Below are 18,569 nucleotides of genomic sequence, written 5' to 3'. Positions count from 1 at the left end.
TCAGTAACGCCCGGTAAGTCTAGCACCTGCGACATCTTGATCCCGAGGGACTTTCCCATGCCCGACAGCTTCTCGGCCACCCATGCCGGGCATGCGGCCGACCCCCTTGCCCTGCTCCGGGCCTATCTGCCGGATATCGCCGCCGCTGCGGCGTTGGAGGATCATGATGGCGCTTTCCCGGCCGAGGCGATCGTGTCGCTGCACAAGGCGCGGTTGCTTGCGGCGCCGCTGCGCCTGGCCCTTGGCGGGCTGGGCTGGGGTTCCGAGCCGGAAGGCGCAGCGCAGCTCGCCGTCGCGCTCCGCCTCATAGGTCGTGCCAGCCTGCCGCTCGGCCGCCTCTATGAAGGGCATGTGAATGCGTTGCGCCTCGTGCAGCGCTACGGGACGCCCGGCCAAGCCCGTGCGGCAGCGCAGGAGGCGATGGGTGGATTGCTTTTTGCGGTGTGGAATACCGAGATTCCTGGCGAGCCATTGTCGGTCGGCCCGGACGGTAGGCTCATGGGCCGCAAGATCCTGTGTTCCGGCGCCGGGCAGGCCGCACGGGCCTTGGTGACGGCCCGCGACGCGGCCACGCCGGAGGCACCGCCGCGCATGCTGCTGGTGCCCCTTGCGCCAGGCGAGCGTGCCGACCTTTCCGGCTGGACAGCGCAGGGCATGCGCGCCTCGGCAACCGGCGCGGTGGATTTGACCGGCATCGAGGTCGGCCCCGGCCTGCAGGTCGGCAGGCCTGGCGACTATGGCCGGCAGCCGGACTTCTCCGCTGGTGCATGGCGTTTCGCGGCAGTGCATTGCGGCGGGCTTGAGGCGGTGTTGGGCGCCATGCGCGACCATCTGCGCCGCACCGGGCGCGGCGCCGATCCGCACCAGGCAGCACGGCTCGGCCAAGCGGCGGTCGCTGCGGGGTCGGCCCGGCTCTGGGTCGAGGCTGCGGCCTTGCGCGCGGAAGCACCGGATGCCGGCATGGAGGCGGTCGCCTTCGTCAACCTGGCCCGGCTTGCGGTGGAACGAGCGGCGCTGGACGTGATGGAACTCGCGCAGCGCTCGGTCGGACTGGCTGCCTTCCTGCGGCCGAACCCCCTGGAGCGCCTTTGCCGCGATCTCGCCACCTACCTGCGGCAGCCGGCGCCCGACCGCGCCCTGACCGAGGCGGCCGCCCATCTCCTGGCAGCAGGGGTTGAGCCTGGCGACGCTTGGGACATCCCGGCGGTGCGACCATGAGCGCGGCCTCGCCCAGGCGGGCCGGGGAATGGCTGCGAGCCGCCGAGCGGAACCTGCCCCTGGTCGCAGAGCTGGATCCGCTGCTGGGGCCCGCCGGCGGCGTACTGGTCCTGGCACCCCATCCCGATGACGAAAGTCTGGGTTGCGGTGGCCTGCTGGCCGCCTGTGCCGCCGATAGGCGCCCTGCGCGTGTGGTCGTGGTCAGCGATGGTGCGGGCTCGCATCCCCGGTCACAGGCCTATCCTCCGGCCCGCCTCTCCGCGTTGCGGCAGGGGGAGGCACGGGCAGCGGTCGCGGCGCTCGGCCTCGACCCATTGCGCGACATCGCCTTCCTCGGCCTGCCGGACACGGCGGTACCATCAGCCGGGCCAGCCTTCGAAGCGGCGGTCGCGGCCCTGCTTCGCCTGGCGGACCCGGCACCGGGCGCCGTCCTTGTCACCTGGCGGCACGATCCACACTGCGACCACGCCGCCAGCTTCGCCATGGCGGCGGCTTTGGTTCGTGCGCTCCCGGCCGGCACGCGGCTCTACGCCTATCCGGTATGGGGTCTCGCCTTTGCCCACCCCCTCCCCGGCTTTCCGCTGCCGCCGGAACCCCTGATCTCCGAGCCGCCACGTGGGATCAGGCTCGACATTACGCGCCACCTGCCGGCCAAGCGGCGCGCCGTGGCCGCTCACGTTTCGCAGGTCTCGCCGCTGGTCACGGACGATCCGCAAGGCTTCCGCCTGCCGCCGGAAGCGCTGGCCCTTGCCTTCCGCCCAACCGAACTCTTCCTCGAGGTGGATTTCGCATGAACCGTGCCGTCCGCTCCCTGCCGCCCGCCTATTTCGAAGCGCTCTATGCACGCGACGCCGACCCGTGGCGCTTCGCCGACAGCACCTACGAGCGGGCGAAGTACGACGCGACCTTGGCTGCCCTGCTGCGGCCGCGCTACGGCCGGGTCTTCGAGGTAGGGTGCTCCATCGGCGTGCTGACGCGTGACCTCGCGGCGCGCTGCGATGCGCTGCTGGCCGTGGATGCCGCCGAGACGGCGCTGTCCGCTGCCCAGGCACGCTGCACCGAATTGCCGCAGGTTACCTTCCAACGCATGCAGGTGCCGCAGGACTGGCCGGAGCAAGCGGCACCCTTCGACCTCATCCTGCTGTCCGAGGTGGTCTACTACCTCGATGAGGCGGATGTGGTGCGGCTGGCTGCCCGCGTCGGCGCCTCGCTCGCCCCAGGAGGCGAGGTACTTCTTGTGCACTGGACCGGGGAAACCGACTATCCGCTCTCGGGTGATGCGGCGGTCGGGCACTTCATCCGGGCGGCGGCACCATTCGCGCAGGCGGCAGGGCAAGAGCGGACCGAGTGCTACCGCCTGGATCTGCTTCGCGTCGGCCTGGAAGACGGCTCGGGCTGAGTACGGCCCGGGCGCCGCGCAGCGCCGGAAGGATGGCCTCTGCCCGGCGGGTCTCGGCCGCAAGCTCGCCGCCTCGCACCAGATGCCGGCGCCGCAAGAGCCTGGTTCTGGCCTGGAGCTGTTCCCATGCCTGCCAGAACTGCGGCAGGCGCACGATGTCCGACAGGCTCGTGGGTGTCAGGCCCAAGGCCAGCGCCAATCGTATGGGGTCGCCAGGCCTGGGTCGGCCGGCCCGCAGGCGGCGCAACGCGCGGCGGCAGCGCAGCCGCAATAGAGCAAGGAGTGCCGGCTCCAGTTGCGCATCGAGCGGTGCGGCATCGGCTTCGGCCAGGCGCCGTCGCAGCGTATCCGCCATGCCGCCCGCAGCGCGGCCCTGCAAGCGGCAGGAGACGATGACCCGCGCCGCGGGGCAGTGCCGCACCCGCATCTCGGCGCGGATCAGTGCCTCGAACAGGGCGCGATCCTCACCCATCGGCACCACCGGCAGACCACCCACGCGGTGATAGGCATCGAGGGTTAACGCAATGGAGGCACCCGAATGCGCGGCATGCCGCGGCCAGGGGTCGTCAGGGTCAGGGTCGACCAGCGCGGCCATCTCGTCCAGCAATGTGGCATAATGCGCCTCACGCGCCTCACGCACCCGGAGCATTGCGGGCAGGCATGCGGCCTCTGCCGGATCAGGCTCGATGGCACCGGCCACGGCATCGGCCCCCGCCGCCAGCGCGGCGAGGTTGGCGACCAGCCAAGTCGGGTCTGCCCGCCCATCGGCATCGGTGCTGAGAAGTGCGGCGCCGCTCGCAGTCGCCCCCCCGAGCAACTCGGCCGCCCTGTCCATCGCCGTGCGCCGGGCGCCTCCGGCATGAGCGAGGGCGGGCGGCAGCGTGACCTCCTCGACCACAAGCTGGAAGGGCAGCGTCGCCGCAAGCGAGCGGGCGACCTGCGCGGTCTCGTCGCTGGAGTTGTTGACGAGCACCAGGACGGCCACCGCCTCAAGCTCGAGCGGACAGCCACCAAGGTCGCGCTGCATCGCCAATGCCCTGAGGCAGGTAGGCAGGCGCTCAGCCTCGTTCCTGGCGGGAATGGCAATAGCGGCATGGGGGACGGGGTTGCGGCAACGGCTGGAAGCCATGGCCGCCCCGTAGGGGGCGGATCGGGAGGGCAGCATCGGTACGCCGCTAGAACGCCCTGCAGCCTTCGCCGTTCACGTTGCCGCTGCGGTTGCGCATCAACTCTTTGTCGGCCAGACGTGGCCCGCGATGCCAGGCCATGGTCTGCCGCATGCGGGCATGCCCGGCCTCAGCGCCCGAGCGCCCGGCGCAGCGCCGGCTTATCCATCTTCGAGCGGCCCGGCAGGTTCCGGCGCCGCGCTTCCTCTATCAGCGCCGCCTTGCTCGGCTCCTTGTCGCCACCATGGCGATGGCGCGCCGTCTTTCGCGCCACATCGGCAGGCTGTGCCGAGTGCTGATGCCCCGCCTTCATGTCGCGGTGCTTCTTCTCGGAGGTGCGACGGTATTCCGCCGGGACGAGATGCTGGCGCGCCTCCTTCGGCAGATAGCGCTCGCCGGTATCGCGGCTGCGCTTGCCTGAGCCGGTACCCCAATCCTCCTCGGTCCACTTGTGCAGGTTGTTGTCGGCACGCTGGGGGCCCTCGTAGCCGCCGCCGCGCCGCTTGTATTCCTGTACCGCCATCTGAGCCTTGCGGGCGGACCACTGGCCAGGCTCACCGCCCTCGTCGCTTTCGGTGACATCCTGCTTGACCCGGTCCCACAGTCCGGGGTCAGTCCGCTTCGCCGTGCCGCCCATGGGACCTCTGCTGCCTCTCGCTCCGGGCAAGTGGGTCGAGGTGGGGCGCTGTCCAGACGGCGGGCATCATCGAAAGGTCACCTCGGGCCCATGCGCCACGGGTATGTGATAAGCGCCCGTGCCGGCCAACTGCGCCGACGGTCGGCTGGCGCCGCTGTGTTGGCTCGAAGGTTCCGGATGCCCGTTGCTTCATGGTCTGCGGCCGGCTGGCCGCGAATTCGGCCCCGGTCCGCGCGCCTGGAACGATGGGGTGCAGCGGGGCCCACGCCTTGAGCGGATCAAGGCAGGAGCCCCCAGCCTGCGGAAGCGGCCAAGCGAACCCCACTGGCGGCGCCAGTGGGGTTCGGTCCTCAGCAGTCCACCACGCCGCCGCTAGCCAATCGGGCTGAAATCAACCTCCGACACCGGGAGTTCGAGGAGAGCCTCGCGGTGCTCCGGGAGTTCGGAGATGTCCAGCAGAACCGCACCGCGATCGCCACCGTTGCCCGTCAGGACGCCGCTCCAGTAGGCGAGCTGGGTCGCGTCGGGGGCGGCGTCCAGCGTGTTCTCCAACACGCTCGACACGAATTCGCTGTTGTCCATGCCGCTCCACAGGCCGGCGAGGCGGTCGGCAAGGCCGTCCAGGCCATCGCCTTCGAGTTGCGCCACCAGGTTCCGGACCGTGTTCACCGCCGGGATGCTGCCGAAGGCGCTGTCGAACAGGCTGGTGACGGCGAAGCGATCCGCGCCGCCATCCTGCTGATCGAGCGGCAGCGACAGGCCCATCGCCTCGGCAACATGCTGGCCGATGGCCGAGTTCTCCTGCACGCCCGTGAACAGCTCGGCGCCAGGACCGACGGCGAAGATCGGCACATCCAGCGCCGTGTGGCCGGTCGTCGTGAACTCGACGCCGCCCTTGGCGCTCAGCAGCTCCGCAAGGGCGAGAGGGATATCCTCGTTGCCTTGCAATTCGGCGATCTCGTCGTCGCTCAGCGTCAGGCCGGTGTACTGCTCGACGGTGCCGCGGATGGAGGTGGCGCTGGCGGCATCGAATTGCTCGGCCATTTCCTCCGCGGTTGCCGTGAAGTCGCGGAACACAGCGGGCGACGCATCAGCGGTCGGCTGCACCGACATGCCGCCCGTGTCATGGTCGGCAACCATGACAACCAGCGTGTCCGGGTTCGCCTTCTGGAACTCCAGCACCTTCTGCATGCTCGCCTCGAAGGACGACAAGGCATGCATGGCTGTTGCGGCGTCGTTGCCGTGCCCGAAGGTGTCGGTATTCTCTTCCTCCAGAAACAGCACGAAGCCGTCCTTGTCCTTGGAGAGGGTGTCGAGCGCCACCTCGGTCATCTGGGCCAGGCTCGGCTCCTCGGCGGGGCGCTCGCCGATGGCGTCCAGGTAGTCCTCGTTGTTGAACAGGCCAAGGACGCGTTCGCCGTCGAAATTGGCCAGTTCCTGCGCATTGGAGACGTAGGCCATGCCCTGCTGCTCGGCGAGGCCGAACAGGTCGGTGCCGTCAGGCTGCGTGCCATCCTCGCTCTCGGTGGTGAACTGGTTGCGGCCCGCGCCCAGCACGACGTCCAACTGGTTGTCGCCGATGTATTGCTGGGCGATGTCGGCCTGATTGCCGCGCAGCGCGTTGCTGGCGCCGAAGGCTGCGGGAGAGGCGTCGGTGACGGCGGCGGTGGAGACGATGCCCGTCGCCTTGCCGGCCTCGGACGCCAGATCGGTCACCGAGGTGAGTTCGTTGCCGAAGAAGTCGACGCCGACCGAGCCGTTGCGGGTTTTGACTCCGGTGGCATAGGCATTGGCGCCAGCGGCCGAGTCCGTGATCGGGTTGTTGAAGGAGTCGGTCTGCACCATGCCCTTCAGCAGGGGCTCCCAGACCGGGGCGTCAGGGCCTTCCTTGAAGTAGCGGTAATTCGTCAGATAGGCGGTGGAAGCTCCGTCGGGGAGCATGAAAATGACGTTCTTCGCCGTGTCAGGCGTCGGAAGCTCAGCAGCCATAATAGGTTCTCCCCGAAGGCAGCAGCTTTTGCTGCCGGCCGGCAGGTTAACCGGGCGCCATTCTAGAGTAAGGGATAGTATATGATGCTTTGTTGAAGCTTTATATTTCGTTTCGGCCTGGCGAAATGTTTGTAAGTTTACCCGTTCATTTCACGCTACCGGCGCGACATCAGCTTGCGATTTAAGCGTGATAAATTTTGGCTGGGGATTGCTTTGAAGAATCGCTGCAGGTTGCGTCCGACCGGGGCGTTCCCGCGGCCCCTCGCAGTCGCATCCTACAGTGTGGCGTAAGGGCGACGCCTTTTGGCAGGCTGACGGCTGGGCTATCGCTCGCGGCACCGATGGCCTTCAGCGCCCTGTAGCGCGAGCGCCGCGCCGCTCACTCGTCGAGCCTTTCCATAAGCGTCGGAGGTGACCGGCTTCACGCCGCGCAGGCGCAGCCGATCTTTAGGCGATGCAGTGATGCGGCGATTGGTACACGACCTCGCACTTGGAAATGGACGCCGACATCCCGGTCGCAGACGTCACCAGCGCCGCCGGTCTTCGATCACGGAAAGGTATTCACCGGCGCTCAGCCCAGGCCAGACCCTCAGCCACGGAAAACGAGACGGTCGAAACCAGCCTTTGCTTGGCGTAGGCCGCCTCGCCGGCACCGCCTGCGCGATCCTCCGTATGCACGGCTTCCATGACATAGCGCCCAGCCCAGGGCGTGGCGATCGTGACCCGGCCCTCCGCGTTGGTGTGCAGCCGGCGCTCCCAGCGCGGAGGGGCCACCACGGTCACCTCGGCACGGGGCAACGGCTGGCCCCGCAGCAACAGGGTGAAGCTGTTGGCGCCCGGCGCCACGGGCACCAGCTCCAACTCCATGACGCCGCGCACCTCGGCTCGCCCTTCGCGCGCCAGCATGATGGGCCGGGTGCGCTGCTCCGGCGTACGGCCGTATGGGGCCAGGCCATCCTCCACCAGCCGCACGTCGCCGCTCCCGGGGGGCAGGCTGGCCTGGACGTGGTCGGCCTCGCGGCGAAGGGGCAGCGGCTTCGATAGGTCGTCCGTGAAGATGCGTGGGCTCGCAATGCGGTCGAGCAGCCCGCCGCTACGCTCCCGCGTATCCTCGACCGGCTCGCCGAAATAGGCCCGAACCGTATCCCCCTCTCGCTCGAGCCAGACCTGATGCGCCGCGACGGGAAGCGGTGCGGCCAGCAGCGTGGCCACCAGCATCATGATGCGTGTCTTGATCATGTCGTCTTTCCTTCGGGTCAGGACGCAAGCAGCAGGCCAAGCATCGGCAGGACCAAGGCGAGCCCGGCGGCCAGCCGCGGCATATAGGCCAGCAGGAGGGTCAGCAGCAGGGCGGCGGCGGTCAGCATCCCGCACCACAGCACGCTCCCGCCTCCCCAGCCGGCGAGGGCGAGGCAGGGCAGCGGGGAAGCCAGCAGCAGCAGCCAGCCGACGAGGCGTAGCACCAGCTGCAGCCCGGGCGGGATTTGCCGCCGGCCGAGCACCTGCTCGTGGTGTCGCTCCATGGCCAGACAGAGCGCGGTGAAGCCGGCATAGGGCAAGGCGAGGCCAAGCATCATCACTCGGCCGCTTCCGCCGTGGCGAGCGGCGCGGTGGCACGGCGCCTCGTGCCCGGCCGCGTTCGCTCGTGCTGCGCCACCAACAGGGCGACCGCGCCGAGCGCCGCGCCGAGCGCCAGCAGCCCAAGGTCGAAGCCAGCGCGGATCCAGTCGCCCTCGGCCAGGGTCACGCCGAGATGGCGGCGGGTGATGACGAAGTTGAGCACCGGCAACAGCGCGAAAAGGAGGGCGCCAAGGCCGAGCTGCTCCACCCAGGCCCGCCGGCCGCTCCGCAGCAGCGGGTGCAGCAAGCAGAGGCCCCAGGCGGCGAAGAACAGGTGGATCTCCCACTCCGCCCGACCCTCCATCTGCGCCGGGAGCAGCCGGTTGGCCCAGAAGAAGGTGGCCATGGCGACCGGCAGCCCGGCGATGGCCGCGATGTTGAGGTGCTCGACCAGCCGCGTGCCGAAGCCGACCCGGCCGCGCTTCTCTGCCTGCTGCCGGGTCCGCACCGCCCAGAGGACGCAGCCCGTGGCCACCATCACGCTGCCGGCGAGGCCCGAAAGCAGGAACAGCCCGCGCAGCAGCGGCCCGGCGAAGCGGCCGACATGCAGCCCGTACATCACGCCGCGCGTCTCCGCCGCCGGCAGCGCCGCCTCGCCGGTGGCCGAGATCAGGACGCCGGTCGTGCCATCGAAGAGCAGGGATTGCGGGTTGAAGGAGATCCGCTCGGAGTCCTGGCGTACCAGCTGAATGGTCGCCCGCGCATCACCCGGGTTCTGCACGGTGATGCGGCCGACGCTGCCGCCCTCCCAGCGCCGCGCGGCCTCCTCCACCAGCGGCCCGATCTCGACCAGCGGCGCCGGTCGGCCGGCCGGCCGCGTCACCGGAGCATTGCCGAAGATGTCGGCGTTCATCGCCGCACGGTCGCCCTTGTAGGCGAGTTGCGCGCCCCAGGGCATCGTCAGGAACATCAACGTGACGAGGCCTGTGTAGGTGATCATCAGGTGATAGGGCAAAGCAAGGACGGCGGCGACGGCATGGCCGTCCAGCCAGGACCGCTGCCCCTTGCCAGGGCGGAAGGTGAAGAAGTCGGCGAAGATGCGGCGATGGGTGATGATGCCGCTGATGATCGCCACCAGCATGAACATCGCGCAGGCACTGACGATCCAGCGCGCCACGATCGGTGACATGTAGTGCAGGTCGAAATGGAAACGGTAGAAGAACTCGCCGCCGCGGGTCGCCCGCGCGGTCAGCACCTCGCCGGTCACGGGATGCAGGGCAGCATCGCGGGAGCCGCGGCGGTTCGGTGCCTGCGGGTCGCGCCAGAACACCCGTGCCACCGGGTCCCGCGCCGTCGGCATGCCGATCGTCCAGCTTTGCGAGCTGGGAGCGAGGCGCGCCATCGCCTCCATCAGCCGGGGCGCGATGTCGGGTCCGGGCCGCGTCACCTCGAGCTCCGGCCGCATCCAGAGCGAGATCTCCGGCCGGAGATAGGCGGCCGTTCCGGTCAGGAAGACGGCGAAGAGTACCCAGCCGACCAGCAGGCCGGACCAGGTGTGCAGCCAGGCCATGCTCTGGCGGAAGCCGGGCTTCATGCGGCACCCCCAAATTGCAACAGCCAGAGCAGCCCACCGAGCAACGCCGCCGGCAGCGCCAGCCCGGCCCAGGCCCGCCAGACGCTGCGGACGGCGAAGACATAGACGACGGCGCCGGCCTGCACGGCGAAGGCCAGCATGGCGCCGGTCATCACCGCCTCCGCCCGCGGCAGTGCGAGGCCGAGCGCGCAACAGGCGGCAACCAGCGAGGCGAGCAGGTAGCCGCCGAGGATTGCGGCGACGCTGCGTGACAGAATGCCGGTCCAGGGCGGCAGGCGCATCAGAAGCGGTGCCTCACCGTGGCGATGACGCTGCGGCGGAAGCCGTACCAGCACCAGGCATAGGTGTTGCAGGTCGAGACGTAGTCGGTGTCGAAGAGGTTGGTGATGTTCACCTGCAGGCTGGTATTGCCGAGGGTGGGGGCGATCTTGCCGAGGTCATAGCGCCCGACCAAATCGACCAGCGTGTAGTCCGGCACCTTCAGCGTGTTCGCCGTGTCGCCCCAGCTTGCCCCGACATAGCGGACGCCGGCGCCGAGGCCAGCGCCTTCCAGGCGGTGGCCGGGCTGGAAGGTGTAGTTGGCCCAGACCGAGGCCAGGATGTCCGGCACGCCGACTGGTGTCGTGCCCTTCTCCGCCCGCGTCGCGGTTCGGTTGCCGGCGATGCCGCGGTTCTCGACCACGGTGGTGTTGCTCTGCGTCACCTCGGCATCGAGGTAGGTAAAGGCGCCAGTGATGTCGAGGCCGCTCGCCAGGCTGGCCTTGGCCTCGAGTTCCACGCCGCGCGAGCGGACCTCGCCGGTCTGGACCGAGTAGCGGCTGTCGTTTGGGTCCGTCGTCAGCACGTTCTGCCGCGTCAGGTCGAAGGCGGCGACGGAGACCAGCGCATTGGTGCCGGGCGGCTGGTAGCGCAGGCCGACCTCGTATTGCCGGCCGGTGGTGGGGTCGAAGGGCCGGGCGCCGCGGGCCGGCGCGAAGCTGCCGGATTGCGGCTCGAAGCTCTCGGCATAGGAGAAGTAGGGCGCGAAGCCGCTGTCGAAGAGGTAGACGATGCCGGCGCGGCCGGTGAAGGCGCCGACATCCTGGGTGCTGCGCGTCGCCGAGCGGCTGGCGAAGGTCTCGGTCACCGTGTCGCTGTCGTAGCTGTCGTAGCGGCCGCCGAGCTGGATGGCGACGCGCCCGACGCGGATCTGGTCCTGCGCGTAGACGCCGAGGCTGTTCTGGTCCTGCACCGCCCGCGTCTGGTAGCTGAGTGGGCGAATGGCGACGCCATCATAGATCGGATTGAACAGGTCGTAGGAGGGTGCGACCTGCTCGAAGCCACTGAAGGTCCGACTGCGCACGTTGTAGTAATCGAGGCCCGTCAGCAGCGTATGCGCCACAGGGCCGGTCGCGAAGCGCGACTCCAGATGCGTGTCGAGGGTTATGGTGTCGAAGGACACGTTGGAGCCCGTCGTCGAACGCTGGACTGTGCGGAGATCCGGCAGAATGTTGGCGGTGAAGCCGCCATAGAGCTGGCGGTAGTAGCCGTCCGAATGCGCGTAGCGGAAATTCTGCCGCAGCGTGAAGGTGTCGTTGAAGCGGTGCTCGGCCAAGTAGCCGATCTGGTACTGGGTGCGGTTCAGCCGGTCGAAATTCGGGTTGCCGTCCCACCGCCCGGTCGGGATGCGGCCATTCGGGTTCGGCAGGACCGACCCATAGGCCGGCACCGAGCCGTAGGAGCCGCCCTGCGGGTCGCGCTGGTAGAGGCCGAGCAGGGTGATGGTGGTGTCGCTGGTCGGCTTCAGGGTGAGGGAGGGCGCGATGAAGTAGCGTTCCTCCTCCACCCGGTCGATCTGCGTGTCGGACCGGGTGTAGGAGCCGGTGACCCGCCCGAGAACGGTGCGGTTCTCGTTCAGCGCGCCGCTCAGGTCCAGCCCGCCGCGGAAGGTGCCGTAGCTGCCGCCCTGCAGCAGCAACTCGCGATAAGGGGTGTCGGTCGGGCGCTTGCTGACGAAATTCACCAGCCCGCCCGGGCTCGACTGGCCATAGAGCACCGAGGGCGGCCCGCGCAGCACGTCCACCCGCTCCATCCGGTAGATATCGACGCTGGGGTTGGCGTCGCGTCCGCCGAAGAGGCGCATGCCGTCGAGGAATTGGGGCACGGTGAAGCCGCGGATGAAATACTGGTCGAGCCGCAGCGCCACGGCGCCGCGCGTATCGGTGGCGACGCCTGGAGTGTAGCGGAGAACGCCATTGGCATTCTGTGCCGCCTGCGCCTCGATCTGGTCGCGCGTGACGGTTGAGATGGACTGGGGCGTCTCCAGCACCGGCGTGTCGGTCTTGGTCGCGGTGCTGCTGACGGGCGCGAGGTAACCCTGAACCGGCCCATGCCCCCGGTTCCGGTCGGCGGCGATATTGAGTTCCGGTATCGCAACGAGCTCGCCGGAGGGAGCGGGCGCCGCGGTTTGCGCCCAGGCCGGTTGCGACACGGCCAGCGCGAAAACAAGGGCCGTCCCAACCCCTAGCCTACCAGTGACGGGCGCTGTTGCATCCGGCATCGAAAATCTGGTCCCCAGCTTCAGGCTGGGCGGATTAGCAAACTGTCACGCTTTATGCAAATGATAATCAATCTCATCAAGCCACGGATCTTGGCAGGACGCAGGCGGCACGGCTCCTGGCCCAGTTCGCCAACGGCCGGCGAAACCTCGCGGCATCCTCCAGGCCGACGCATGTCCGGGGATCAAGGCCCTCCATGAAGGCGGCCAATAGAGACCATTACTGAAGCTTCTGTGCCGGCACGCCCGATGCGCTGCGGCGGATGGCATGGCGGGGTTAGGGCTCGACAACCCGACCCTACGGAGGGCCAGCACGATGGCCGCCACCATTACTGTGGCGGCGTCCTGCACCACGTCCGGGGGCAGGGCCCGAACGCCGAGCATCCTCCGCTGCCTGCAAGGATGACCGCGCTCCCCCGGGGACGGACGGGTGCCGGCCATCGCTGTGCTTCTCGGCACCCGGTGGATGTGAACGGTTCAGCGATAGGGTATGGCGTACATCAGCCCGCCGCCACTCCAAAGCCCGTTCAGGCCGCGCTGCAGCTTGAGCGGGCTTTGGGCCCCGACATTGCGTTCGAAGATCTCGCCGTAATTGCCGACCGCTCTGATGGCGTTCAGCATCCAGCGATTGTCGAGTCCCAGGCGAGAGCCGAATTCGCCACTGGTGCCGAGCAGCCGCTGCGCCACCGGATTTGGCCCCCTGGCCTGCTCCTCGACATTGGCCGCAGTCACGCCCTGTTCCTCAGCCTCGACCAAACCGTAATGTACCCAGGCGACGATGTTGGACCACTGGTCATCGCCGTTGCGGGTGAAGGGCCCGAGCGGCTCCTTCGAGATGGTCTCGGACACTACCATGTAGTCGGCCGGGTTGGGCGCGACGCTGACGGCGGCGGCGAGCGCCGAGGCATCCTGCGTCATCGCATCGCAGCGGCCGGCGAAGAAGGCAGCGTACATCGTATCCGGCCGTTCGAAGACCACAGGCTGGAAGCGGATGCCGCGCGCCCGCGCCGTATCCCCGAGCGTCACCTCATGCGTCGTACCCTGGGCAACGCAGACGGTCGCGCCATTAAGATCAGTGACTTTGGCGACGCCGGCATCGCGCCGCACAGCAAATCCTTGGCCATCGTAGAAATTCACCGGCCCGATATGCAGGCCGATCGAGGCATCGCGCAGAAAGGTTTGGGTGGAGTTACGCAGCAGCACGTCGATCTCGCCCGACTGCAAGGCGGTGAAGCGGTTCTGCGCCGTCAGCGGCACGAAGCGCACCTTGGCCGCATCGCCGAGCACGGCGGCAGAGATGGCGCGGCAATAATCCACGTCGAGGCCGCGGTAGTTGCCCTGGCTGTCCGGCGCCGAGAAGCCGGCGAAGCCGGTCGAGACGCCGCAGGAGAGAATGCCGCGTTGCCTTACCGTGTCGAGCGTCGCGGCCTCGGCGGCCAGGGCAAGGGCATGCATGCCAGCCAGGAAGGCGGCAACCAGGAGCAAGCGCTTCGTCACTGGGTAATCCTTCAGGTTCGGGGCTTCAACGCGGCAAGCCGATGATGGCAGCAACTCACGCTCGCCAGCCGCTTCACGCCCGGGTCGGTCTCCGCCGGCGTGACTACGCAGGACGACGCCAGTAACACAGGGGCGCCGCGCTGCCCATCCACCGTCCGCCCGCTGGCCAGCGGCGAGGCCGCGGATGTCGCCCGACACGGCGATCGTTGCTGACAGGTTTGCCCAAAGCGACGGCCTTGGCCGGCAGCCCATTCTCGGAGTTCAGCCGCACCTCGAGCGCAGTGGCACAGGTCGCGGCAAAGGCAATGCAGATATGCCTGTGCCGGAAGCTGGAGCCGCACCCGTTCGCTTCGACGATGCGGCCGGACACCAGCACGGCGCCGCTCGGCGGGTGGCCGTGGGCCCTTGGCGATGGCCGCCTTGGCTCCATGGCGGCCAGCGGTCTGCGAGCGGCATTCATCAGCGATGCGGCCGCCGCGAAAGATGGTCCAACCGTCGGCAGCGCTCCGTCCACGCCGCGCGAGACTGACGCCGGGAGCGGCAGGAGTGCTCGAAAAGCGGCATCGCGGCCTTGCCGCGATGCCTGGGCAGATCATCCGGCCATCGGCGGATCGAAGGCGCGGATGGGCGGCAGGTTGCCGTTGAACCGCTCCACCTCCACCACCGTCAGCTGCCCCGTGCAGCCCTGGGCGAGGGCCGAAGTCCCGGCATCCCGCGTCAGCACGTTCGGGTTGCCGTGCACGCAGAGCGGCCGGTCGTCTTCCGGGTTCTCGGGATCATACCAGGCGCCGGTGGCCAGCTGGATGACGCCGGGGCGGATATCGGCTGTCAGCCGCACCGCGGCCAGGCAGGCACCGCGGCCATTGAACAGGCGGATGATGTCGCCATCCGCGATGCCGCGCTCCACCGCGTCCGCCGGATGCATGGAGGCGACCTCACGGCCGCGGTGCTTGGCTGCAACGCTATGCGCGCCGAAATCGAGCTGGCTGTGCAGCCGCGTCGCAGGCTGGTTGGCGATGAGGTGGAGCCGGGTAGCGTCACCCGGCACCTCCTCGGGAGGAAGCCAGGCGGGATGGCCGGGACAGCTCGCCTCGCCATAGGCGGCGATCGTCTCGGAGGAAATCTCGATCCGGCCGCTGGGCGTTGGCAACGGGTTGGCCTCCGGGTTTTCGCGGAAGGCGCGCCAGGGGCCGCCATCGTCCGGCGCCTGCGGCAGGCGCAGGCTCCCGGCGGCCCAAAAGGCATCGAAGTCCGGCGCTGGCAGGCCGGCTTCCTGCAGCGCCTGCTGCGTGCGCGCATAGAGGTGGCGCAGCCAGTCGCGGCTGCTGCGGCCTTCGGTGAAGGCGTCCTCCACGCCGAGACGCCTGCTGAGGGCGGCGAAGATGTCGTAGTCGTCCCGTGCCTCGCCATGGGGGTCCGCGATGCGATGCATGGCCACCATCAGGGGGTCATGCGAGCTGTAGCCGATATCCTCCCGCTCCAGGGTCATCGTCGCGGGCAGGACGATGTCGGCGTGACGCGCCGTGGCAGTCCAGGCCAGTTCATGCACCACCAGCGTGTCGAGGCGCGCAAAGGCTTCCCGAAGCCGGTTGAGGTCCTGGTGGTGGTGGAAGGGGTTGCCGCCGGCCCAGTAGACCAGCCGGATATCGGGATAGGTCCGCGTTTGGCCCTTGTAGCGGTAGGCCGCGCCGGGGTTCAGCAGCATGTCGGCGATGCGCGCCACCGGGATGAAGTCCCCGTGCCGGTTGCGCCCTTGGGGCAGCGTCGGGCCGGGCACCGCGTTGGCGCGCCGGCCGTAATAGCCGATGGCACCCAGCGCATAGCCGTAGCCACCGCCCGGCAGGCCGATCTGCCCCAGGGCGGCGGCCAGCACGGCGCCCATCCAGACGGGCTGTTCGCCATGCTCCGCCCGTTGCAACGCGTGGGCCACGGTCACCAGCACGCGCCGGCCGTGCAGACGGCGTGCCAGGCTGCGGATCGCTTCCGCCGATACGCCGGTGACGGGCGCTGCCCAATCGGCGTCCTTCGGCTGGCCATCGGCCTCGCCGAGGAGGTAGCGCTCGAAGACCGGCCAGCCGACGGTGTAGCGGTCGAGGAAGGCCTGGTCGTGCAGTCCCTCGGCGACCAGAGTGTGCACCAGCGCGAGCATCAGGGCGGTGTCGGTGCCGGGGATATTGGCGACCCACTCGGCGCCGGCTTCCTCGGGCAGGTCGCTCCGCAGCGGCCCGACGAGGATGAAGTTGCAGCCACGCTCGCGGGCCGCCTGCATGGCGCCGCGTTCGACATGCTCACTGATCCCGCCGCCGGCGACCATGGCATTCTTCAGCGCCATCCCGCCGAAGGCCAGCACCACGTCGCTATGTGCGGCGACCTGATCCCAGGTCACGTTGTGCTTCGTGAGTTCCTCGTAGTTTCCCATGATGTAGGGGATGACGACCGAGGCGGCGCCGGAGCTGTAGCTATTGACCGAGGCGACGTATCCACCGAATGCGCAGTTCAGGAAGCGATGGATCTGGCTCTGTGCATGATGGAAGCGTCCGGCGCTCGACCAGCCGTAGGAGCCGCCGAAGACCCCGGCCGGCCCATGGCTGTCCCGGATGCGGTGAAGCTCCCCGCCCAGCAGGTCCAGCACCGCGTCCCAGGCCATCGGGATGAACTCGTCCCGGCCGCGACGGCGATCCGGGCCTGGGCCACGCTCGAGCCAGCCGCGGCGTACCATGGGTTGCGCGATGCGGGCAGGATGCCGGAGCGCGGAGGGGAAGTTCCGGATGATGTCGTTCGGGTCGGGATCGCCCGGATGCGGGCGGACCAGGAGTTCGCCATCGCGCATCGCCGCCGTGAAGACGCCCCAATGCGAGCTGTGAGGACGGAATTCGGTCGTCGCCTCAACCTTGGCGCTCATGCTGTCCCTCCGGACGTTTCAAGGTGGGTGCGCTGGCCGGTTGCCACAGCGCGCCTCTGATCCGGTTATACGTGTTTCACCAGGCCATGACACCGCCATCGGCATCCAAGATCGTACCCGTGGCCCAGCCCCCACGGTGGAAGGAGGTCACCATGGCCCCGGTGCTGGCCGCCGGGGGCGACAGGTCAAATGCCTGCGGCATATCTTCCGCGAAGCCGAGCCGACAACCCGGTCGGATCTTACAGACCCGGTGGGTGCACCAGGCCGAGTGCGAAGAACGCCGGCCGCAAGGACGGAAGCATAGCCAGCCCCGCGCGGAACGAGTCGGCAACGCGCCGGCGTATGGCCTATCGCATCCGCCGGAAGTACCTCGACCCTGCAAGGGCAGCCGTTGGGCGCATGCGCTCAACCACGCGAGAGAGATTTCGACTGGATCTTCGATCTGACGAACACGCGCCAGACCCGGCATTCCGTTGCCGCCATGGCTCGCATACCGGCGCCCGATATACGACGGACACGTCCACCAGAGCCACGTTGCTTGATTTTCGGGAGACCGACTGGAGCAGCGGTGGGAACTGGGAGCGAACACTCTCTGAACTAGCAGCCTGCGGGCGGGTCGTTAGGCACTCCGATGGCGGTTGAGCGGCCACTGCGGCCTCTGCGTGGGGATGAAGCGGATTGCCGCCTGCAAACCGGCCGGTTCGAAGTGCAGCTCGACGCTGCTGCCGGGTCCGAGGTCCATTGCCAGGCCGCGCTCCAATAGTCGGGTGCCGAAGCCCCGCCGGTCCGGCGGCCCTACCACCGGCGGACCGTCCGCTTCTGCCCAGTGGATCGTCATAGCTCCGTCCGCTCCGACCTCGCATCGGGTCTCGACATGCCCCTCGGAAACGGAGAGCGCACCGTACTTGGTCGCATTGGTGGCGAGTTCGTGGAAGGCGAGTACCAGCGCCTGCGCCTGTCGTGGCGATACCATCACGCCGAGGCAACCGCCCGAGATGTTGAGCTGGATGGCCCGGCCCGTCCCCAGCCACGGCACCAGCGCAACCCGAGCGGTGTCCTCAATGCCGGCCGGCTCCCACCCGCCAGCCGCCAGCATGTCGTGCGCCCTCGCCAAGGTCCGCAGCCGCGCTCCGAAGTGCCGGGCGAAGCGCCGAGGATCACCACCGACTCCCTTCAGCGTCTGCGCGGCAAGTCCCTGCACGGTGGCAAGAATGTTCTTTACGCGGTGGTTCAGCTCGGCCAGTAGCAGGTCCCGATGCCGCTCGCTCTCCTCCAGTTCAGCGTTAGCTCGGCGAAGCTCCGTGTTCAGCGCCTCGGAACTCGCGAGATCAGTGCGCGCGTCGGCGAGCTCGTGCGTTCGCACATCAGCCTTCTTTGCAGCACGGCTCTCAGCGGCGGCAAGCTCGGTCCGCAGGCGTTCGTTCTCCGCTTCCAGCTCTGCCTCGCGCCGGCTTGATCTCGCCGTCATGCCTGCTCTAGGCCCTGGGGGGTGACGTTGGCACGGAACCTCATCCTGGCCCGCTATGAAGGTGCGTTCCCCCAACAGCCGGCACAGACGGGGTGATGCTCTGTGCCGTCGAGCCAGCGCATATGCCAGTGCGACTGGCCCTGTCCGGGATGCGCTCAGTCCAAAGCGGTCCGGTCAACGCGTCTTCCCTCGTCATCAATAACAGGCGCACCATTTTCTTTGCGGAAGGCGCTCTCTTGTGGAGCGGGCAGGATGTTCAAGACCGTCTCCGATGGCCGGCACAGCCGCACGCCAAGGGGACTGACCACGATCGGGCGGTTCATCAGAACGGGGTGCCGCAGCATCAGGTCGATCAGCGCGTCGTCAGCCCACTTGGCGTCATCGAGACCGAACTTCTCGTATGAGGGCACTTCCTGGCGCAGCAGGTCGCGCACGGGGATGTCCATGCGCCGGAGCAAGCCTACGAGCGTCTCACGCGAGGGCGGCGCCTTCAGGTACTCGATAGTCTCCGGCTCCTCGCCACTGTTGCGAATGAGCGCCAGGACATCGCGTGACGTGGCGCATTTCGGGTCATGGTATATTGTGATCGTCACGACGTTCCCC

General features: G+C 68.5%; 15 protein-coding genes. 3 read left to right on the top strand and 12 right to left on the bottom strand.

The window, feature by feature from the left end:
- Nucleotides 1-57: 57 nt before the first annotated feature.
- From LH62_RS11650 to LH62_RS11640, 3 genes are read left to right on the top strand one after another with little or no spacing between them, the layout of a single operon-like run.
- Nucleotides 58-1,218 carry an acyl-CoA dehydrogenase family protein gene (locus LH62_RS11650; RefSeq protein WP_052214246.1) on the top strand — a complete coding sequence of 387 codons (1,161 nt, stop codon included), beginning with the start codon at nucleotides 58-60 and terminating at the stop codon, nucleotides 1,216-1,218.
- Nucleotides 1,215-2,012, top strand: a complete 798-nt coding sequence (locus tag LH62_RS11645; RefSeq protein ID WP_043361431.1) for a PIG-L deacetylase family protein — start codon at nucleotides 1,215-1,217, stop codon at nucleotides 2,010-2,012. The genes LH62_RS11650 and LH62_RS11645 overlap by 4 nt, the downstream gene beginning before the upstream one ends.
- A complete protein-coding gene (locus LH62_RS11640; RefSeq protein ID WP_043361429.1) occupies nucleotides 2,009-2,617 on the top strand; it encodes a bifunctional 2-polyprenyl-6-hydroxyphenol methylase/3-demethylubiquinol 3-O-methyltransferase UbiG in 609 nt (202 codons plus the stop codon). The genes LH62_RS11645 and LH62_RS11640 overlap by 4 nt, the downstream gene beginning before the upstream one ends.
- Here the strand turns inward: LH62_RS11640 and LH62_RS11635 are convergent.
- From LH62_RS11635 to arsC, 12 genes are all read right to left on the bottom strand, one after another.
- Nucleotides 2,514-3,746, bottom strand: coding sequence for a glycosyltransferase family 2 protein (locus tag LH62_RS11635; protein ID WP_160299825.1), 1,233 nt, complete (start codon nucleotides 3,744-3,746; stop codon nucleotides 2,514-2,516). The two genes, LH62_RS11640 and LH62_RS11635, sit on opposite strands and share 104 nt — an antisense overlap.
- 167 nt (nucleotides 3,747-3,913) lie before the next feature.
- Complete coding sequence (locus LH62_RS11630; protein ID WP_043361428.1) at nucleotides 3,914-4,420, bottom strand: DUF5872 domain-containing protein; 507 nt, start codon at nucleotides 4,418-4,420, stop codon at nucleotides 3,914-3,916.
- A 372-nt stretch (nucleotides 4,421-4,792) separates the two neighbouring features.
- On the bottom strand, nucleotides 4,793-6,409 hold the full coding sequence (locus tag LH62_RS11625) for an alkaline phosphatase (protein WP_052214241.1): 1,617 nt from the start codon (nucleotides 6,407-6,409) through the stop codon (nucleotides 4,793-4,795).
- 561 nt (nucleotides 6,410-6,970) lie between these two features.
- Nucleotides 6,971-7,648, bottom strand: coding sequence for a DUF4198 domain-containing protein (locus LH62_RS11620; protein ID WP_043361426.1), 678 nt, complete (start codon nucleotides 7,646-7,648; stop codon nucleotides 6,971-6,973).
- A 17-nt stretch (nucleotides 7,649-7,665) separates the two neighbouring features.
- On the bottom strand, nucleotides 7,666-7,986 hold the full coding sequence (locus LH62_RS11615) for a DUF3325 domain-containing protein (RefSeq protein WP_052214239.1): 321 nt from the start codon (nucleotides 7,984-7,986) through the stop codon (nucleotides 7,666-7,668).
- Nucleotides 7,986-9,563, bottom strand: a complete 1,578-nt coding sequence (locus LH62_RS11610) for a PepSY domain-containing protein (RefSeq protein WP_043361420.1) — start codon at nucleotides 9,561-9,563, stop codon at nucleotides 7,986-7,988. Before LH62_RS11610 ends, LH62_RS11615 begins: the two co-directional genes overlap by 1 nt.
- The gene (locus LH62_RS11605) at nucleotides 9,560-9,844 is read right to left on the bottom strand and encodes a DUF3649 domain-containing protein (protein WP_043361419.1); all 285 of its coding nucleotides are present in this window, start codon (nucleotides 9,842-9,844) and stop codon (nucleotides 9,560-9,562) included. The genes LH62_RS11610 and LH62_RS11605 overlap by 4 nt, the downstream gene beginning before the upstream one ends.
- Nucleotides 9,844-12,033 (bottom strand): TonB-dependent siderophore receptor, encoded by a 2,190-nt coding sequence (locus LH62_RS11600; RefSeq protein ID WP_236552539.1) that lies wholly within the window; start codon nucleotides 12,031-12,033, stop codon nucleotides 9,844-9,846. The genes LH62_RS11605 and LH62_RS11600 overlap by 1 nt, the downstream gene beginning before the upstream one ends.
- Nucleotides 12,034-12,576: 543 nt before the next feature.
- Complete coding sequence (locus LH62_RS11595; protein ID WP_043361416.1) at nucleotides 12,577-13,596, bottom strand: amino acid ABC transporter substrate-binding protein; 1,020 nt, start codon at nucleotides 13,594-13,596, stop codon at nucleotides 12,577-12,579.
- 592 nt (nucleotides 13,597-14,188) lie between these two features.
- Nucleotides 14,189-16,498: a molybdopterin guanine dinucleotide-containing S/N-oxide reductase gene (locus LH62_RS11590; protein WP_043361415.1), complete on the bottom strand. Its 2,310-nt coding sequence runs from the start codon at nucleotides 16,496-16,498 to the stop codon at nucleotides 14,189-14,191.
- 619 nt (nucleotides 16,499-17,117) lie between these two features.
- Nucleotides 17,118-17,966, bottom strand: a complete 849-nt coding sequence (locus LH62_RS11585; protein ID WP_052214236.1) for a sensor histidine kinase — start codon at nucleotides 17,964-17,966, stop codon at nucleotides 17,118-17,120.
- A 155-nt stretch (nucleotides 17,967-18,121) separates the two neighbouring features.
- On the bottom strand, nucleotides 18,122-18,559 hold the full coding sequence (gene arsC / locus LH62_RS11580) for an arsenate reductase (glutaredoxin) (protein ID WP_043361413.1): 438 nt from the start codon (nucleotides 18,557-18,559) through the stop codon (nucleotides 18,122-18,124).
- Between the last annotated feature and the right edge of the window lie 10 nt (nucleotides 18,560-18,569).

The organism is Belnapia sp. F-4-1, from assembly GCF_000802185.1.
GTDB lineage: Bacteria > Pseudomonadota > Alphaproteobacteria > Acetobacterales > Acetobacteraceae > Belnapia.
The sequence above is the reverse complement of the archived record's forward strand: the minus strand, read 5'-3'. Positions and strand labels throughout refer to the sequence as shown.